The 17,992-nt window shown below is 69.6% G+C and carries 17 protein-coding genes; 5 read left to right on the top strand and 12 right to left on the bottom strand.

Going from position 1 to position 17,992, the window contains the following annotated elements; all coding sequences use genetic code 11:
• Positions 1–94: 94 nt before the first annotated feature.
• Positions 95–1,513: a UDP-N-acetylmuramate--L-alanine ligase gene (gene murC / locus ACODR1_RS06140; RefSeq protein WP_488879655.1), complete on the top strand. Its 1,419-nt coding sequence runs from the start codon at positions 95–97 to the stop codon at positions 1,511–1,513.
• Positions 1,514–1,533: 20 nt separating this feature from the next.
• Positions 1,534–2,454, top strand: coding sequence for a UDP-N-acetylmuramate dehydrogenase (gene murB, locus ACODR1_RS06135; RefSeq protein ID WP_488879654.1), 921 nt, complete (start codon positions 1,534–1,536; stop codon positions 2,452–2,454).
• A 201-nt stretch (positions 2,455–2,655) separates the two neighbouring features.
• Here murB and ACODR1_RS06130 read toward each other — a convergent pair whose 3' ends face one another.
• The 3 genes from ACODR1_RS06130 to didA form a co-directional block, all read right to left on the bottom strand.
• Entirely contained in the window at positions 2,656–3,969 is a 1,314-nt protein-coding gene (locus tag ACODR1_RS06130) for a dicarboxylate/amino acid:cation symporter (RefSeq protein ID WP_488879653.1), read from the bottom strand.
• Between the two features lie 117 nt (positions 3,970–4,086).
• Positions 4,087–5,100, bottom strand: coding sequence for an N-acetyl-D-Glu racemase DgcA (dgcA, locus tag ACODR1_RS06125; protein ID WP_488879652.1), 1,014 nt, complete (start codon positions 5,098–5,100; stop codon positions 4,087–4,089).
• A gap of 53 nt (positions 5,101–5,153) precedes the next feature.
• Entirely contained in the window at positions 5,154–5,375 is a 222-nt protein-coding gene (didA, locus tag ACODR1_RS06120; RefSeq protein ID WP_488879651.1) for a DNA damage-induced SOS-independent cell division inhibitor A, read from the bottom strand.
• A gap of 114 nt (positions 5,376–5,489) precedes the next feature.
• On the opposite strand from didA, the gene ACODR1_RS06115 reads away from it, so the two are divergent.
• Complete coding sequence (locus ACODR1_RS06115) at positions 5,490–5,801, top strand: polyhydroxyalkanoic acid system family protein (RefSeq protein ID WP_058346591.1); 312 nt, start codon at positions 5,490–5,492, stop codon at positions 5,799–5,801.
• A gap of 92 nt (positions 5,802–5,893) precedes the next feature.
• Positions 5,894–6,433, top strand: a complete 540-nt coding sequence (locus tag ACODR1_RS06110) for a hypothetical protein (RefSeq protein WP_488879650.1) — start codon at positions 5,894–5,896, stop codon at positions 6,431–6,433.
• Here ACODR1_RS06110 and ACODR1_RS06105 read toward each other — a convergent pair.
• Together ACODR1_RS06105 and ACODR1_RS06100 are read right to left on the bottom strand one after the other, a co-directional pair.
• The gene (locus ACODR1_RS06105; RefSeq protein ID WP_488879649.1) at positions 6,430–6,885 is read right to left on the bottom strand and encodes a low affinity iron permease family protein; all 456 of its coding nucleotides are present in this window, start codon (positions 6,883–6,885) and stop codon (positions 6,430–6,432) included. The two genes, ACODR1_RS06110 and ACODR1_RS06105, sit on opposite strands and share 4 nt — an antisense overlap.
• 49 nt (positions 6,886–6,934) lie before the next feature.
• Positions 6,935–7,348 (bottom strand): DUF983 domain-containing protein, encoded by a 414-nt coding sequence (locus ACODR1_RS06100; RefSeq protein ID WP_116488133.1) that lies wholly within the window; start codon positions 7,346–7,348, stop codon positions 6,935–6,937.
• 61 nt (positions 7,349–7,409) lie between these two features.
• Here ACODR1_RS06100 and ACODR1_RS06095 point away from each other — a divergent pair, with 61 nt between their 5' ends.
• On the top strand, positions 7,410–8,750 hold the full coding sequence (locus tag ACODR1_RS06095; RefSeq protein WP_488879648.1) for an aminotransferase-like domain-containing protein: 1,341 nt from the start codon (positions 7,410–7,412) through the stop codon (positions 8,748–8,750).
• A 43-nt stretch (positions 8,751–8,793) separates the two neighbouring features.
• Here the strand turns inward: ACODR1_RS06095 and ACODR1_RS06090 are convergent, their stop codons facing one another.
• From ACODR1_RS06090 to ACODR1_RS06060, 7 genes are all read right to left on the bottom strand, one after another.
• Positions 8,794–11,901 (bottom strand): efflux RND transporter permease subunit, encoded by a 3,108-nt coding sequence (locus ACODR1_RS06090; RefSeq protein WP_488879647.1) that lies wholly within the window; start codon positions 11,899–11,901, stop codon positions 8,794–8,796.
• A 9-nt stretch (positions 11,902–11,910) separates the two neighbouring features.
• A complete protein-coding gene (locus ACODR1_RS06085) occupies positions 11,911–13,047 on the bottom strand; it encodes an efflux RND transporter periplasmic adaptor subunit (protein WP_488879646.1) in 1,137 nt (378 codons plus the stop codon).
• 94 nt (positions 13,048–13,141) lie between these two features.
• On the bottom strand, positions 13,142–13,867 hold the full coding sequence (locus ACODR1_RS06080) for a FadR/GntR family transcriptional regulator (RefSeq protein WP_488879645.1): 726 nt from the start codon (positions 13,865–13,867) through the stop codon (positions 13,142–13,144).
• Between the two features lie 17 nt (positions 13,868–13,884).
• Positions 13,885–14,796 carry an SMP-30/gluconolactonase/LRE family protein gene (locus ACODR1_RS06075; protein WP_488879644.1) on the bottom strand — a complete coding sequence of 304 codons (912 nt, stop codon included), beginning with the start codon at positions 14,794–14,796 and terminating at the stop codon, positions 13,885–13,887.
• Entirely contained in the window at positions 14,787–16,361 is a 1,575-nt protein-coding gene (locus ACODR1_RS06070; protein ID WP_488879643.1) for a sodium/sugar symporter, read from the bottom strand. Before ACODR1_RS06070 ends, ACODR1_RS06075 begins: the two co-directional genes overlap by 10 nt.
• Positions 16,362–16,410: 49 nt before the next feature.
• A complete protein-coding gene (locus ACODR1_RS06065) occupies positions 16,411–17,031 on the bottom strand; it encodes a 2-dehydro-3-deoxy-6-phosphogalactonate aldolase (protein WP_488879642.1) in 621 nt (206 codons plus the stop codon).
• Positions 17,018–17,959, bottom strand: a complete 942-nt coding sequence (locus ACODR1_RS06060; protein WP_488879641.1) for a 2-dehydro-3-deoxygalactonokinase — start codon at positions 17,957–17,959, stop codon at positions 17,018–17,020. The genes ACODR1_RS06065 and ACODR1_RS06060 overlap by 14 nt, the downstream gene beginning before the upstream one ends.
• Positions 17,960–17,992 lie beyond the last annotated feature (33 nt).

Genomic DNA, 17,992 nt, shown 5'->3' with positions numbered 1-17,992 from the left:
GTCTATCACATTTGCACCGGTTCGCGAGGGGGCGTGACGGGTTTGCGTCATCGACCCCGTTCACGGCGGCCGTCAAATCGTCTAATCCGACGCGATGATCCAGCGTCGACGACCCGTCCCCTTCGAACTCGGCCCCGTGCACTTCATCGGCATCGGCGGCATCGGCATGTCCGGCATCGCCGAGATCATGATCCGCATCGGCTACACCGTGCAGGGCAGCGATGCGAAGGCCAGCGCCAATACCGAACGGCTCGAGAAGCTGGGCGCGCGCATCTTCGTGGGCCACGATGCGGCCAATGTCGAAGGCGCCTCGGCCATCGTCTATTCGACGGCGGTGAAGGCCGATAACCCCGAGATGGTCGCCGGCCGCGACAAGCGCCTGCCGCTGGTCCGCCGCGCCGAGATGCTGGCCGAGCTGATGCGGCTTCAGTTTTCGGTCGCCGTGGGCGGCACCCACGGCAAGACCACGACCACCTCGATGGTGGCGGCCCTGCTCGACGCGGGCGGTCTCGACCCCACGGTCGTCAACGGCGGCATCATCAACGCCTACGGCACCAACGCCAAGGTCGGCGAGGGCGACTGGATCGTCGTCGAGGCCGACGAGAGCGACGGCTCGTTCCTGAAGCTGAAGTCGACGGTGGCCATCGTCACCAACATCGACGCCGAGCACCTGGACCACTGGGGCGACTTCGACGCGGTGAAGAAGGGCTTCCAGGACTTCATCGAGAACATCCCGTTCTACGGCTTCGCGGCGGTCTGCACCGACCACCCCGAAGTGCAGGCCCTGACCTCGCGGATCGAGAACCGCCGCCTTGTCACCTATGGGACCAATCCGCAGGCCGAGGTGCGCGTCTCCAACGTCGAGATGGGCCCGGAAGGCGCCAGCTTCGACATCGTGATTTCGCCGCTGGAAGGCGAGGCGATCCGCTACGAAGGCCTGAAGATGCCGATGGCCGGGCACCACAACGTGCTCAACGCCACCGCCGCCGTGGCCGTGGCCCGCGAGCTGGGCGTCGACGCCGACGGCATCCGCGCGGGCCTGGCGGCCTTCGGCGGGGTCAAGCGCCGGTTCACCACCACGGGCGTGGCCAACGGGATCCGCGTGGTCGACGACTACGGCCACCACCCGGTCGAGATCGCCGCCGTGCTGAAGGCCGCCCGCGCGGTTTCGACGGGCAAGGTGATCGCCGTGGTGCAGCCGCACCGCTACACCCGCCTGCGCGACCTGATGACCGAGTTCAGCAGCTGCTTCAACGACGCCGACACCGTGGTCGTCGCCGACGTCTATACGGCCGGCGAGCAGCCGATCGAGGGCGTCGACCGCGACCACCTGGTCGAGGGCCTCAAGAAGTTCGGCCACCGCCGCGCCCTGCCGCTGGAAAGCCCGGCGGCCCTGCCGGCGTTGATCGCGGCCGAAGCGACCAGCGGCGACCTGGTGGTGCTGTTGGGCGCCGGGGACATCACATCCTGGGCCTACGCCCTGCCGGGCCAGCTGGAAGCCCTCTCCAAGTAAGGGATGGCGAAGTAAGCCCGATGACCTGGAAGACCAATCTCCCCGCCGTGCGCGGCAAGCTGCTGATCGACGAGGCCCTGGCTCCGTTCACCTGGTTCCGCGTCGGCGGCCCGGCCGACGTGGTGTTCCTGCCGGCCGACGAGCAGGACCTGGCCGACTTCCTGAAGGCCCTGGACCCCGCCGTGCCGGTCATGGCCATCGGCGTGGGGTCGAACCTGCTGGTCCGCGACGGCGGCGTCGAGGGCGTGATCATCCGCCTGGGCAAGGGCTTCAACACGGTCGAGGCCCTGGGCGACAACCGCATCAAGGCCGGCAGCGCCGTGCCCGACGCCATCCTGGCCCGCAAGGCGGCCGAGGCCGGCATCGCCGGCCTCGAGTTCTACGCCGGCATCCCCGGCACGATCGGCGGCGCGGTGATCATGAACGCCGGCTGCTATGGCTCGGAGACCGTCAATGTCGTCAAGTCCGTGCGGGTCATGGACCGTGCGGGCGTGGTGCGCGAGCTGTCGGTCGGCGACCTGCACTACACCTACCGTCACAGCGTCCTGCAGGACGGCGACACGGTGATCGTGCTCGACGCGACCTATGAAGGAACCGCCGACGAGCCGGCTGCGATCAAGGCCCGCATGTCCGAGATCACCAGCCGCCGCGAGACCACCCAGCCGATCCGCGAAAAGACCGGCGGCTCGACCTTCAAGAACCCGCCGGGCCACTCGTCGTGGAAGCTGGTCGACGAGGCCGGCTGGCGCGGCAAGCTGTTCTCTGTAAGTGGGAAAGAGGGGGGAGCGATGTTCTCGCCGCTGCACAGCAACTTCCTGATCAACACCGGCGAGGCCAGCGCTGCCGACCTGGAAGGCCTGGGCGACACGGTCCGCGCCGACGTGCTGGCCAAGACCGGGGTGCAGCTGGACTGGGAAATCAAGCGGATCGGGCGTCCGTAAGACCCCCTCAGTCGCTCCGCGACAGCTCCCCCAAAGGGGGAGCATCTCGAGCCGGCGCCGATAGATCCTCCCCCTCTGGGGGAGGTGGCCCGGAGGGCCGGAGGGGGGACGTTTTCAGCTTGCTCGGAGGTGGCCGGCTTCGCAGCCGCTTCCCCATCCGTCGGCTGCGCCGACACCTCCCCCTTCAGGGGGAGGATCTCGCTAGACGTCCTTCTTCGACAGATACTCCGCCACGTCGATCTCCTTCTCCCACCGCGCCACGGCCGTGGCGATCGACAGGTCGCAGGTGACGTTGGGCACGGTGCGGATCATGTCGAGGATGCGGTCGAAGGGCAGGATGAAGCCGACGATGATCGCCGTCTGGGTGGGGCCGACGCCGATGGTGGCCAGGACCGCGGCCAGTACGAACAGTGAGCCCGAAGGCACCGGCGCTACGCCCATGGCCACGATGGTCGTAGTGACCGCCACCAGGGCGTAGTCGGCCAGGGTCAGCGGCACGCCGAAGGCCTGGGCGGCGAACATGGTCAGCATGGCCACGTACATGGCCGTGCCATCCATGCCGATGGTGGCCCCAAGCGGCAGGACGGTGGACGAGATCGACGGCTTCACGCCCAGGTTCTCTTCCGCCACCCGGATCGCCACCGGCAGGGTCGCCGAGCTGGACGAGGTCGAGAAGCCGACCAGGATGGCGTCCATGCAGCCGCGGTAGAACGGCAGCAGCGGCAGCCAGGCGCCCAGCCGCACCACGGCGGCGTGGGTGACGAAGGTCTGGATGGCCGCGCCGATGATCACGCAGACCCCCAGCTTGGCCACGTGCAGGAAGGTCTCGGGCCCGTTCGTGCCCATCACCACGGCGATCAGGGCGAACACCCCGAACGGGGCGGCCTCCATCACGAAGCCGACGATGCGCAGCATCACCTCGCTGGCGCTGGCCAGCAGCCGGGCGACCGGCTCGCCGTCCTTGCCCGCGACTATCACGCCGGCCCCCACCAGCACGGCGAAGAAGATTATCGCCAGGGTCTCGCCTTCGGCCAGGGCCTTGATCGGGTTGAGCGGCACGATGCCGATGAACAGCTCGGCCGGCGACTTGGGCGGGGCCACGGCCTGGGGGGCGGTGTTGTGCAGGTCGGCGCCGACGCCGGGCCCCAGAAGGGTGGCGATGGCCAGGCCGATGCTGACCGCGATCAGGGTGGTCAGCACGTACATGGCGATGGTCTTGACGCCGATGCCGCCCAGCCGCCGGGCGTCGCCCAATTGGGCCACGCCCGATGCGATGATCACGAAGACCAGCGGGGCCACCATCATGCGGATCAGCCGCACGAAGATGTCGCCCATCCACTTCAGGCTCGTCGCGCCCTCACCCCAGAAATAGCCGACCACGGCCCCGACCACGAGGGCGGCCAGGATCCGTTTCCACAGCGAGATTCCGAACCAGACCTGCAGCGGGTTCCTGCGGCCGGGTGGCGGAGGCGGGGGCGGCGCGTCGGCTGTTCTTGGGGCGAGGGCGTCGGTCATGCCCGCCAGAGCACGGCGTTATGCGAGGTGGGTCAAGCGTCTTGCGCCAGGTTCCGCTGATCGGTGCTCGGCGGCTGCGCCTACCGAACCCTCTCCCAGAGGGAGAGGGAGGGCTGCTCACAGCCACAGCCCTTCGGCGTCGACGCCGTCGCCCCAGAACCCCGTCGCCGGCGGCGTGATCCGGCCGTTCACGACGCGCAGGCCGCCGGGGTGGTCTTCCTTCAGCCACCACGGTCCGTCGAGGTCGGCGAAGGCGCATTCGGCGGCCAGGTGCAGCGCCGGCGCGATGGCGAGAGACGAGGCGACCATGCAGCCGGTCATCAGGGTGAAGTCCAGGTCCTTGGCGGCGCGCAGCATGGTCAGCGCCTCGGTCAGGCCGCCCGACTTGTCGAGCTTGAGGTTCACCGCCTGGTAGCGCGCGCGCAGGGCCGGCAGGTCGGCGGCGGTGTGCACCGACTCGTCGGCGCAGATCGGGAAGGGGGGCGCATAGCCCTCCAGGGCGGCGTCCTCGCCGGCCGGCAGGGGCTGTTCGACCAGGGCGATGTTCAGCCGCGACAGCTGGTCTTCCAGGCCGCGCAGGATGTCGAAGGTCCAGCCCTCGTTGGGGTCGACGATCAGGGCGGCGTTCGGCGCGGCGGCTGCGACGGCGGCCAGGCGGGCGGCGGGGTCTTCGGCCGAGAGCTTGATCTTGATCAGCGGCGCGTCGGCGACCTTGGCCGCGGCCTGCGCCATGGCGTCTGGCGTGTCGAGGCTGACGGTGATGGCGGTGACTAGGGCGGGCGGGACGGCGAGGCCCGTGGCGGCGGCGACCGACACGCCGGAGGTCTTGGCCCGCAGGTCCCAGATCGCGCAGTCCAGGGCGTTGCGGGCCGCGCCGGCCGGCAGCAGGGCCAGGGCCTCGGACAGATCGCCGCCCATGGCGATGAGCCGGGCGGCGGGGGCCAGCTGCGCCTCGACGCCCTGCACCGTCTCGCCGTAGCGGGCGTAGGGCACGCTCTCGCCGCGACCGATGTGGCCGCCTTCCGCGATCTCGACCACCACCACCTCGGCGGCGGTCTTGACCCCGCGCGAGATGCGGAACGGGGCGGCGAGCGGATGGCTGACGGGACGGACGGCGACGAGGCGGCTCATGCTCCCTGGCTTGGCGCCGTTCGACGTATTTGGCGAGGCGTTTGACGAGGGGGTCAGCGCCTGGAGAAGCGCGGGATCGGCGAGTCGGCCCGGCGCTCGGCCATCACTCGCAAGGCCAGGCGTGGGCGGATCATGAAGAGGCCGGCCCAGACCAGCAGCACGCCGGCGTAGCTGACCGAGCCCCAGAGCCCGGCGGGGCGGCCCGGACGGGTCCGGCGGACGGAGGCGCTGCGGACGGGCGCGTCGAAGAACTGGGTCATGGCGATGTCGGTCATGGCTTCCTCCGTGGACGCTTTCGACCCTGCGCCCTGGGTGCGTCATAACCGGACGTATAGCCGAACGCCTCGCGCATCCTTATGTCAGGGGCGCAACACGCCTTTGGAGTTCCCATGTCGAAGCCCGTCACCATCAACATCCCGCACGAACTCGGCGTGGCCGAGGCCAAGCGACGGATCGAGAACGGCTTCGAACAGCTGGGCGCGCAGATCCCCGGCGGCCTGGCCAACGTCACCAAGGCCTGGCGTGACGACGTGCTGGACTTCTCGGCCCTGGTCATGGGGCAGAACATCACCGGCAAGCTGAACGTGGCCGCCAACGTGGTGATCGTCGAGGTCGTGCTGCCGGGCCTGCTGGGCATGATCGCCGGCAAGATCACCGGCCAGGTCAAGAAGCAGGGCACGCTGCTGCTCGAGAAGAAGTAGACGCCGGCCTGCACCGAATATCCACGCCGCCTCCATCGGCCTTCGTGGCAGGGTGAGGCATGCTTCCGGTCGTGGAGACCGGGAGTGCGGTGATGGACCTGCCTGTGAAACCAATTCACGTGAGAACGACCGGCTGGGGGCTGGCGGCGCTGCTGCTGGCTGCGCCGTGGCTGGCCATGCGGGTGACCGACCAAGTGGCGTGGAGCCCATGGGACTTCGCCCTCTTCGCCGCCATACTGGGCGGGGCGGGCTTGATGCTGGAGCTGGCGGCGATGAGAAGCCGCGACCTGGCTTATCGAGCTGGAGCCGTACTGGCCGTCGGCGCGGCCTTCCTGATGATCTGGGCCTGCCTGGCGGTGGGCGTCGTCGGCGACGAGGGCGATGCGATCAACCTGGCCTATCCCGGCGTCGTCGTTCTAGGCCTGGCGGCGGCGGCCATGGGGCGGTTCAAGGCTTTCGGCCTTGCGAGAGCCATGCTGATCGCGGCCCTGGCGCTTGTCGCCGTCGCGGTCTTCGCCCTGGTGTCCGGGCGGGGTCCGGTCATGGAGATCCTGGTCGCCAACGGCGTGTTCGCAGCGCTCTTCGCCGGCTCGTCGCTGCTGTTCGCCTCGGCCGCGCGGCGAGGCGGCTAGGCCTTGCTCCTGGCGGGACGCCTGGTGGGCGTCCGCTTGCGCGGCGTGGGCTTGGCGCCGCGCTTCTCACGCAGGGCCGCCACCTTTTCCAGTCGGCTGTGCGCCAGCTCGGCGGCCTTCTTGCAGCGGGCGTGGAGCGCGTCGAGCTCCTTCTCCGAGAGCTTCTCGATGCCGACGAAGTCGTTGTCGGCGGTCGAGGTCAGGATCAACTCGTCGAGCTTGGTCTGAAGAGCCTCGCTGTCGCGGTTCTGGGTGTTCTGGATCAGGAACACCATCAGGAAGGTGATGATCGTGGTGCCGGTGTTGATCACCAGCTGCCAGGTCTCGGAGAACTTGAAGACCGGCCCCGAGGCCGCCCACAGGAGCACCAGCGCCAAGCAGGCGAGGAAAGTGGCGGGCTTGCCGGCGGCCTGGGCCGTGGCGTTGGCGAACCTGGCGAAGAACTTGTCCAATGGCGGGCTCCGGCGTCGCTTGAGAAACGCCGAAGCCGCGCCCGATGTTTCACAGCCGTCGCGGGTCGTGGTCGTGACGCCCCAGGCTCTCGAACTTGCCTTCCTCGGCCTTGTTGACGAACTGCGAGGCCACCAGCCAGGCCTTCACGGGGCGCAGGGTGGCCAGGCATCCGAGGATCAGGGCCGGGAACACGGTCACGAAATGCACCCAGATCGGCGGGCGATAGACCACCTCGACCCAGGCGAAGGCGAAGGTCACCAGGATGCCCACGCCGCTCATCACGAAGAAGGCCGGGCCGTCGGCCGGCTCGGCGAAGCCATAGTCCAGGCCGCAGTGGTCGCAGGACGGGGCCAGCGCCAGGAAGCCCTTGAACAGCTTGCCCTCGCCGCAACGCGGGCAGCGTTGGCGAAGGCCGCTGACGATGGGCGAGGGCGGATCGAAAAACTCGTGTCCGGGCGTCATGACCCCTACCTACAATCCGAAAATTGATCCATACATTGTGCGATAAATGTATGGATCAATGATGGTCGACGCAAGAGACGCCGCTCTGCCGGCGGGCGCTGCATGGCTGCGGCGGGTCGCCGCGGGCGAGGGGCCGATCTATCGACGGGTGTTCGAGGCCCTGCGCGCGGCGGTCGCCGACGGCGAGCTGTCGGCGGGCGAGCAGTTGCCGCCGCAGCGCACGGTGGCGAGCCTGCTGGATGTCGACTTCACCACCGTCACTCGGGCCTACGCCCTGGCGCGTGAGCACGGGCTGGTCGAGGGCGCGGCCGGGCGCGGCACCTTCGTGCGCCGAAGGGCGGGCGAGGAGGAGGCGGGTCTCGTCGACCTGTCGATGAACCTGCCGCCGCCGCCGCAGGGGCTGTCGCTGGCCGCCATGCTGCGCGAGACGACGGCGGGGGTGCTGGCCCGCACCGATCCGGCCACGCTGATGGCCTATCACGCTGGTCCAGGCTCCCTGGCGCAGCGCGCGGCGGGGGCGGCCTGGCTGGCGCCGGGGCTGGGCGTGGTGGATCCCGAGCGGGTGGTGGTCTGCGCTGGAGCCCAGGCGGCCCTGTCGGCGATCCTGGCGGTGGAGACCGCGCCTGGCGATGCGGTGATCGTCGAGGCCCTGACCTATCCCGGCCTGCTGGCGGCCCTGGCCGCGCGCGGCGTCCGCGCCATCGCTTGTCCGATGGATGGGGAGGGGATCGTGCCCCAGGCCCTGGCCGAGCGGCTGGCCGCCAGCGGCGCGCGCCTGGTGGTCGTCACCCCCACCTGGCAGAACCCGACCACGGCGACCATGAGCCCCGCCCGGCGGGCGGCGGTGGTCGAGGCCTGCGCGAGGGTCGGCGCCCGCATCGTCGAGGACGACGCCTATGGCCGGCTGCCGGATCCTGCGCCGCACGCCCTGGCGGCGTTGGCGCCGGAACGGGTTTGGCACGTGGCCACCTTGGCCAAGGCCCTGACGCCGGGCCTGCGCATCGCCTACACGGCCGCGCCGGACGCTGAAGCCGCCGGGCGCCTGGCGGCCGCCGGCCACGCCGTGTGCCAGATGCCCGCGCCGCTGATGGCGGCGGTGGCCGCCACATGGATCCGCGAGGGGGCGGCCGAGGCGATCCTGGCTGGGGTGCGCGCCGAAGCGGCTGAGCGTCGGAGGCTGGCGGCCCAGATCCTGCCCGAGGCGATCGGACCCGAGGGCTGCCTGCATGTCTGGCTGGATCGCGCCGCCGGCGGCTCGGCCGAGGGGCTGACGCTGGCGCCGGCCTTGCTGTTCGCCGCGCCCGGCGTCCAGGCCAAGGGCGCGCGGCTGTCGCTGGGCGCGCCTGGCAAGCAGGCAGTGCTGGCCTCGGCCCTGCGGCGCCTGGCCGGCTCGCTGGCCTGAGGTCCACGAAAAAGGGGCGGACCCGAAAGTCCGCCCCTGATCGTCAGTCTCGAGTGACCAGCACCGGTTCTTCCTGGTGCGTTCCGTGGCCCGGATGGTGGTGGGAGTGGCCGAAGACCTTTCCCAGCATCCTGGTCGACCAGTTCTTGATCTGGTCCATGAACACGAACACGACCGGGATGTAGAGCAGCGACAGGAAGGTCGAGGTGATCAGGCCGCCGATGACGGTGATCGCCATCGGCGCCCGGAACTCGACGTCGGCGCCGAAGCCGACGGCCACCGGCACCATGCCCGCGCCCATGGCCACGGTGGTCATCAGGATCGGTCGGGCCCGCTTGTGGGCGGCGTCGAGCAGGGCCTCGCGCCGGGTCATCTTGCCGTCCTTCATCGCCATGATCGCGTACTCGACCAGCAGGATCGAGTTCTTGGCGGCGATGCCCATCAGCATCAGGATGCCGATCAGGCTCGACATCGAGAAGCTGCTGTTGACCAGCTTCAGCAGGGCGAAGGCGCCGCCGATGGCCAGCGGCAGGGCGGCCATGATGGTCACCGGGTGGGCGAAGCTGCGGAACAGCAGCACCAGCACGACGTACATCAGCAGCAGGCCGGTGAAGAGGGCCATGGCGAAGCCGGCGGCCATCTCGGCCATGAACTCGGCGTCGCCGGCGGCCACTTCCTTGACGCCGGGCGGCAACTGCTTGACCGACTCCAGGGCGTGGACGCGCTTGCCGGCCTCGCCGACCACGATGCCGTCGAGTTCGGCGGTGATCTCGGCCACGCGCGAACGGTCCTGGCGGCTGATCTGCGAGGGGCCGGCGCCGAAGCGGATGTCGGCCACCGCGTTCAGCGGCACCGACGCGCCGGTGGCCGACGGCACCTTCAGCGTCTCAAGCACCGACAGGTCCTCGAGCGCGTTCTGCGTCAGGCGCAGGCGGATCGGCACCTGGCGGTCGCCCAGATTATACTTGGGCAGGGACTGGTCGATGTCGCCGATGGTGGCCACCCGCACGGCCTGCGAGATCGCGCCGGCCGAGACGCCCATGCGGGCGGCCTGGTCGGGACGCGGGGTGACGATGATCTCCGGACGGGCGATCGAGGCGGTATTGACCACGTTGGCCAGGCCCGGGACCGTGCGCATCTCGGCCTCGACCTTGCGGGCGGCGGCTTCCAGTTCGGGGCCGTCATCGCCGACCAGGCGCAGGGTGTAGCTGCCGCCGTCGCCGGGGCCGCCGCCGCTGTTGTTGCCCGCGCCGATGCGCGCGCCGGGGATGGCCTTGAACTGGTCGACCATCAGGCGGCTGAACTGCTGCTGGTTCATCCGCTCGCCCTTCGGCACGAGGTCGGCGGTGATCCGGGCCTTGTTGACCCCGTCGCTGCCGACCGAGGCGTAGACGCTCTTGACCTCCGGACGGGCCTTCAGTTCGCGGGTGACGCGCTCGGCGATGGCGTCGGTCTCGTCCAGCGTGGCGCCGGGCGGCAGCTCGATCGAGAACGGCGCGCGGCCGCGGTCGGCCGCCGGCTGGAACTCGAACGGCAGGCTCTTGGCCAGCAGCACCGAACCGACCAGGATCGGGATCGCCATCAGGGCGACCTTCCACTTGTTGTTCAGCGCCCAGCCCAGGCTCTTCAGATAGCCCGGCATCCAGAAGGGATCGGTGTCGGGCTTGTGGTGGGGCTTGAGCATGTAGGCGCCCATCAGCGGCGTCAGCATGCGGGCGACCAGCAGCGAGAACAGCACCGAGACGCAGGCGGCCAGGGCGAAGGCCTTGAAGAACTGGCCGATGATCCCCGGCATGAAGCCGGTGGGCGCGAACACCGCCACGATGGTGAAGGTGGTGGCCACCACGGCCAGACCGATCTCGTCGGCCGCCTCCATCGCCGCGTTGTAGGGCGACTTGCCGCCGCGCATGTGGCGGACGATGTTTTCGATCTCGACGATGGCGTCGTCGACCAGGATGCCTACGGTCAGCGACAGCGCCAGCAGGGTGACGCCGTTCAGCGACTGGCCCAGCGGCGCCATGATCGCGAAGGTCGGCAGCAGCGACAGCGGGATGGCCACGGCCGCCAGGAAGGTGGCGCGCCAGTCGCGCAGGAACAGCAGCACCACCAGCACGGCCAGCACCGCGCCCAGGATCAGCGCTTCCATCGAGGCCCAGTAGCTTTCCTCGATGTATTTCACGTTCGAGGTGATCTCGGAGATCGTCAGTTCGGGATGTTCCTTGTCGAGCTTCTCGATCGCGTGGCGGACCTTCTCGGCGACCTTGACCTCGCTGGCGCCGCGCGAGCGGACCATGTTGAAGGTGACGACTTCCTGGTTGTCGAAGCGGGCGCGATTACGCGGCTCGGCCCAGCGGTCGGTGACCTCGCCCAGGTCGCCCAGCCGGACGGTGCCGCCGGAAGACAGCGGGATGCGGGTCTCGCGCAGCTGTTCCACCGAGCCAGCCGCGCCCAGGGTGCGGATGGCGCGCTCGGAGCCAGAGACCGTCACGCGGCCGCCGGGCAGGTCGGCGTTGGTGCTGGCCAGGGCCTGGCTGACGGAGGCGGCGGTGACGCCGCGCGACGACAGGCGGTCGGGGTCCAGCGCCACCTGGATCTCGCGACTGACGCCGCCCAGGCGGTTGACCTCGCCGATGCCGCGGATCGCCAGCAGGGTGCGGGCCACGTCGTTGTCGACGAACCAGCTGCGCTGCTCGGGCGTCAGGCCGGGAGCCTGGACCACGTAGGTGATCAGCGGGTCGCCCGAGATGTCGATGCGGGTGACGTTGGGGATCTGCATGTCCTGCGGCAGGGCCGATTGCAGGTTGGACATGGCGTTGCGCACGTCGTTGGTGACGCGCTCGTGGTCGACGCCCAGCTCGAACTCGATGAAGGTCGACGAGAAGCCGTCGCCCACGGTCGAGGTGATGTGGCGCACCTGGCCCAGGCCCGCGATCGAATCCTCGATCAGGCGGGTGACCTGGGTCTCCAGTTCGCTGGGCGCGGCGCCCGGACGCGAGGCCGACACCACCACCAGGGGCAGGTCGACGTCGGGGTTGTTGTTGATCCGCATGCTGTTGAAGCCGACGATGCCGGCCAGGGTCAGCATGACGAACAGCATGAGGACGGGGATCGGGTTCTTGATCGCCCAGCGCGAGATGTTGTTGGCGTCCATCGTCGGGCCCTAGCGCTTGGCGGCGGACAGGGTCGGGGCGGGCTGGTGGACGGCCACCCGCACGGCGTCGCCGTCGCCCAGGAAGCCCGCGCCCTGCACGACCACTTCTTCGCCGGCCGAGACGCCGGTGACTGCGGTGACGTCGCCGGTGCGGGCGACGATCCCGATCTTGCGGAACTGGGCCTTCCTGTTGCGGTCGACCATGAACACGCCGGGCTGGTTCTGGCGGTAGAGGATCGAGGCGCTCGGCACGACGGGCGAGGCCTGGTCGCCGGCCTGGATCTGGGCGCGGGCGAACATGCCCGGCCGGAAGGCGCCCATCGCGGTCAGGGCGATGCGGGCCACGCCCAGTCGGGTCTGAGGGTCGACTTCCGAGGTGACGAGGCGCACCGCACCGTCGGCCTTGCCGACCTGCTCGGAGGTGATGACGGCCGGCATGCCGGCCTTGACGACCCCGAGGTCGGTCTCGGGCAGTTCGGCGTCGAGTTCCATGCGGCCGTCGCGGACGATGCGGAACAGCTCGTTGCCGGCGTTGACGATCTGGCCCTTGGTGACGCTGCGGCGGACGATCAGGCCCGAGACCGGCGCGCGGATCGAGGCCTGGGCGACGCGGGCGGCGGTCTCGCCCCGGGCGGCCTCGGCGGCGGCGACCTGGGCGGCGGCGGTGGCCTGGCGGGCGGTTGCGGTGTCGAGCGACGCCTGTGACAGGAAGCCCTTGGCCAGCAGTTCGCGCGAGCGCTTCAGCGAGGCCTCGGCCTCGGCGAGGGTGGCGCGGGCGCTGGCGACCGAGGCGTCCTGCTGGCGCAGCTGGGCGCGCAGGAGGGTGTCGTTCAGCGCGACCAGCACCTGGCCCTGGCGGACGAACTGGCCTTCCTCGGCGTTGACGGCGGTGGCGGTCAGGCCGCCGGTCTCGGCGCCGACCGGCACCTCTTCCCAGGCCGAGATGGTGCCCGAGGCGTTGATGACGCGCGGCAGTGGCAGGACGGCGACCGGCGCGACGCTGACGGTCTGGGCGGCGACGGGCTTCTTGCCCTTGGCCTCGGCCTTCCTGTCCTTGCCGCAGGCGGAAAGGCCGGCGGCCGCGACCGTCAGAACCAGGGCCAGCGCTGTCGTGCGCCCGATCGACCCCTTGAACCCGTAACCCACGACATGCCCCTTTTTCGTCAGATTCCCAGCAGGGACTTCTAGACGAGAAACGAAGTTCGACGAGTTAAATCGGGGTAAGGCGCGGAAGCGAGGGTCAGGCTTCCTTGCGGGTCGCCGGCGTGTCGGCGGCCGAGGCCGCACGGATCAGTTCCAGCACGTCGACGATGATCGCCTGCATGGCGCTTTGGGCGGCCACGGCGTCGCGGGCGATGATCGCGTTGGCGACGTCCTCGTGCGAGGGGATCGAGGCGGTGCGGCCCTTGATGCGGTTGGTGAAGCGGATCGAGATCCGCAGCGCCGTGTTCACCAGCTCGTGCAGCTCGATGTAGAACGGGTTCTTGGTCGCGCTGAGGATCGCGATGTGGAAGGCGATGTCCGAGGCGAGGGGATCGTCCTCGCCCTCGCCGGCGGCCTTCATCCGGGCCAGGCCCTTGCGGATGGCGTCCAGGCCCGCCTCGTCGGCGTTGCGGGCGGCCAGCGCCGCGGCGGCCGGCTCGATGCCCAGCCGCATCTCGGTGAAGTCCGACAGCAGCTTCAGCGAGAACTTGCGTTCCAGCAGCCAGCGCAGCACGTCGGGGTCGAGCAGGTTCCAGTTGGCTTCCGGCTCGACCACCGTGCCGTGGCGGGGGCGGGCGCTGAGCAGGCCCTTGGCGGTGAGCATCTTCACCGCCTCACGCGTCACCGTGCGGCTGGCCCCGAACTTCTTCGACAGTTCGCCTTCAGTGGGAAAACCCACCTCGGCGTACTCGCCGGTGACGATGGCCTGACCAAGCGATTCCACGAGGCCGTAGGTGAGGCTCAGTCCAGGCTGGGTGCGCATCGCCAAAGTCTTCTTTTCTATACGTTGGACGCGAAACGAATCGCCCCTGTGTATCGTGGTTCGGGCAGGCCAGGAACGGTCACGTCATACGCGAATACATCGCCGGCGTGTGGTTGTCTGACCAATTCGTCGTCCGAGAGCTCGTCACGCGCCGAAGTGACGTAAAGCGTGCGCAGGTCCTCGCCGCCGAACGCCACGCAGGTGGGCTGGCTGGCGGGCACGCGCAGGGTCTCCAGCACGCGGCCGTCGGGCGCGTGGCGCACAACGGTTCCGGCGGCCCAGCGGGCGCTCCACAGGCAGCCCTCGGCGTCGACCGTGGCGCCGTCGGGATAGCCTTCGGTCACTTCGGCGAAGATGCGGCGGTTCGAAAGCGTGCCGTCCTCGTCGAGGTCGAAGGCGAAGATGGTCTGCAGCGGGCTGTCGGAAAAATAGGCGGTCTTGCCGTCGGGGCTGAACGCCAGGCCGTTGGCGATCTGCACGCCGCCGAAGTGGGGCGTAAAGTCGCCGGCATGGTCCAGGCGCCAGACGCTGGCTTCCGCACGATGGCGGATGGTCTCGTCCTCGACCATGGTGCCGGCCCAGAAGCGCCCGGCGCGGTCGACGCGGCCGTCGTTGAAGCGGCGGCCGTTGGCCTCTGCTTCGACGCGGTGCAGCCACTCGACCTGTCCCGAGGCCAGGTCGAACAGGCCAAGGCCGGTCTCGAAGGCGGCGATCACCCGGTTGCTGTCGTCGGGCAGCAGCGCGATCGAACCGATGCGCTCGGGGGCGGCGAAGGTCTCGACCGCGCCGCTGGCGGGGTCGAAGGCGCGCAGGCGGCGGCTCTGGATGTCGGTCCACAGCAGGCGGCCGGTGTCCCACAGCGGCCCCTCGCCGAGCACGTCGCCGGCCGCGATGATCGCGGCCGGCTGCGGGTTCGAAATCACCACCACGTGGCGTACAGCGCGATCAGGATGATGATCACGCCCAGGCCGGCGACATTGAAGCCGGTGGTGGTCTTGTAGGAGACGCCCTCGAGGCTGACGACGTTGACGTCCTTCTTCTGCGGGAAGACCAGCGAGACGACCACGGCCGCGGCCAGGCTCATCAGGAACACTACGCCGACGCGGTTCATGAACGGCATGGTGAAGATCGCCTGCTCCTGCAGCCACCAGAAGATGGCCGACATGGCGGCCGAACCGATGGCGGCGGTCAGGGCGCCGGCGGTGGTGGCCCGCTTCCAGAACATGCCCAGGATGAAGATCACGACGATCCCCGGCGTGAAGAAGCCGGTGAACTCCTGGATGAACTGGAAGGCCTGCTCGGCGCCGCCCAGCAGCGGCTTGGCGGTCAGGATGCCGATGATCACGGCCACGACGGCGGTGACGCGGCCGACCAGCACCAGGTGCTGCTCGCTGTTGCCCGGCTTGAGCTTGGCGTAGAGGTCGAGGGTGAAGATGGTGGCGATCGAGTTGATCTTGGCCGCCAGCGACGCGACGATCGCGGCCACCAGGGCGGCGAACACCAGGCCCAGCAGGCCGGGCGGCAGCAGTTTCATCATCTCCGGATAGGCCTGGTCGGGCTTGATGGTCCCGTCGACCAGCACCAGGGCGGCGATGCCCGGCAGCACCACGATGACCGGCATCAGGAGCTTGAGGTAGGCGGCCAGGGCGATGCCCTTCTGGGCTTCCGGCAGGTCCTTGGCGCCGAGGGCGCGCTGGATGATGTATTGGTTGAAGCCCCAATAGCTGATGTTCATGATCCACAGGCCGCCGAACAGGACGGACAGGCCCGGCAGGTCCTTGTAGTGCGGGCTGGCCCGGTCGAGGATCATGTCGAAGTGGTCGGGGAACTGGGTGGTCAGGTGGTGGAAGCCGGCCACGACGCCGCCGGCGCCGCCGATCTTGTCCAGCGACAGCCAGGCGATGATCAGCCCGCCGGCCACCAGCAGGGCCACCTGCACGATGTCGGTCAGGGCCACGGCCTTGAGGCCGCCCCACAGCTGGTAGGCCAGGGCGAAGACGCCGATGGCGGCCAGGGCCCACATCTGGTCCATGCCGGTCACGGTGTGCACGGCGATCGAGCCCAGCCACAGGATCGAGGTCAGGTTCACGAACACGTACAGGCCCAGCCAGAACACGGCCATGATGGTCCGCACGCTGGGGCCGTACCGCTGCTCCAGGAACTGCGGCATCGTGACGATGCCGTTCTTGATGAAGATCGGCAGGAAGAACTTGCCGACGATCAGCAGGGTCAGGGCCGCCATCCATTCATAGGAGGCGATGGCCAGGCCGATGGCGTAGCCCGAGCCGCTCATGCCGATGATCTGTTCGGCCGAGATGTTGGCGGCGATCAGCGAGGCGCCGATCGCCCACCAGGGCAGGGCCTTCGACGCGAGGAAGTAGTCGGTCGAGTCCTTCTTGTGCCCGCCCTTGTCGCGGGAAACCCACTGAGCCAGGGCGAAGATCGCCACGGCGTAGATCGCCAGGATGGCGAGGTCGATGGTTGCTAGTGTCACGTGGGCTTCCCCCCTTTAGGGCTGCTCTTTGTTATGACGGTAAGACGGCTCAGCCGGCGGTCTGCGCAGTCCAGGCCGCGACCAGGGCGCGAGCCCGCTCGCCGACCTCGGCCGCCGTGTAGCCGGGGCGGTAGAGCTCGCCGCCGACGCCGATGCCGGCCACGCCGATGTCGAGCCAGGGCTTGAGGTTGGCCGCGCCGACGCCGCCGACGGCGTAGATCTCGATGTCCTTGGGCAGCACGTCGCGCACGGCCTTCAGGTGGCCGGGGCCGAACGAGCCGGCCGGATAGAGCTTCAGCGCCTTGGCGCCGGCCTTCACGGCGACGAACGCCTCGGTCGGGGTGGAGAAGCCGGGCATGACGGTCAGGCCCAGTTCGACGGCGCGCGAGATCACGTCGGCGTCGATGTTGGGGGTGACGATCAGCTTGCCGCCGACCGCGGCCACGTCGTCGACCGCCTGCGGGGTCAGGACGGTGCCGGCGCCGCACAGGGCCTTGTCGCCGTAGGCTTCGCAGAGCTTGCCGATGCTGACCAGCGGCTCGGGCGAGTTCAGCGGGATCTCGATATAGCCGATGCCGGCGTCGACGAGGGCGCCGGCGATCTCGACGATCTCGTCGGGCTTAACGCCGCGCAGGATGGCGACGATGGGCGGGGCGTCAGGCAAGGACATGGGCATCACGCGTGATTGAGGATGAAAGGGAAGACAGGCCTGCGAGCACGGCGGCGTCGCCGTCGATCTCGAAGCTGTCGCCGCCGGCGGCCTTGATGGCCTTGGCGTAGAGGGCGTTCAGGGTGGGGGCGCCGATCAGGGCGACCTTGCCCAGCTGGCCGAACCAGCCGGCCGCGCCGGCGGCGTCGGCGCCGATCAGCAGGCCTGACAGGAAGCCCATGGCGTCGGCCTTGGGCAGGCCGTCGATCAGCTGGCGGCTGCGGGTCTCGAACAGCAGGTGGGGCAGCAGGGCCGCGCCCTTGTCGGTGATCCGCGACAGGCCCAGGTCGAAGCCTTCCGGCGTCGCCGGGGCGTCGCCGGCGGCGGCCTTGGCCAGGATCGAGTGTTCGCGCAGCACCGCGAAGGTCTCGCCGACCGGGGCGGTCAGGAAGCTGGCGATCGCGCCGTCCTCGACCACCACCCACTTGGTGTGGGTGCCGGGCATGGCCAGCAGGTGGCGGCCGGTCTTGAGCTCGGGGTTCAGCGCCAGGGCGCCCAGGATCTGGGTTTCCTCGCCGCGCATCACGTCGGGTCCGCCCAGCGGGTTGGTGCAGGACAGGCCAGGCACGATCGAGACGGTCAGGCCCTGGGCCTCGACCCTGACCAGCCGCTCGCTGATCGCCGCCGCGTCGGCGGGGCAGGGGGCGTAGGGGGCTTCGATCCAGCCGTTGCGCGAGCCGACCATGCCGCACAGCAGGATGGTCTCGGGCCCGACTTCACGCCAGTCGCCGACGAGGTCGAGGAAGGTCTGCTCGGGCGAGGCGCTCAGCGAGCCGATGCCGGGGCCGTCGCGACGGTCCAGCACGCTCTTGCCCTGGCGCAGGTAGAGGCGCAGGCGCGAGGTGCCCCAGTCGCCGAAGATGGTGATGGAGGGATCGGACGCGACCATGTCAGCTATGTTCCCGGTCGGCCTGGGAGAAGT

The sequence above is a fragment of the Caulobacter sp. FG7 genome (genome assembly GCF_057808875.1).
The sequence above is the reverse complement of the archived record's forward strand: the minus strand, read 5'-3'. Positions and strand labels throughout refer to the sequence as shown.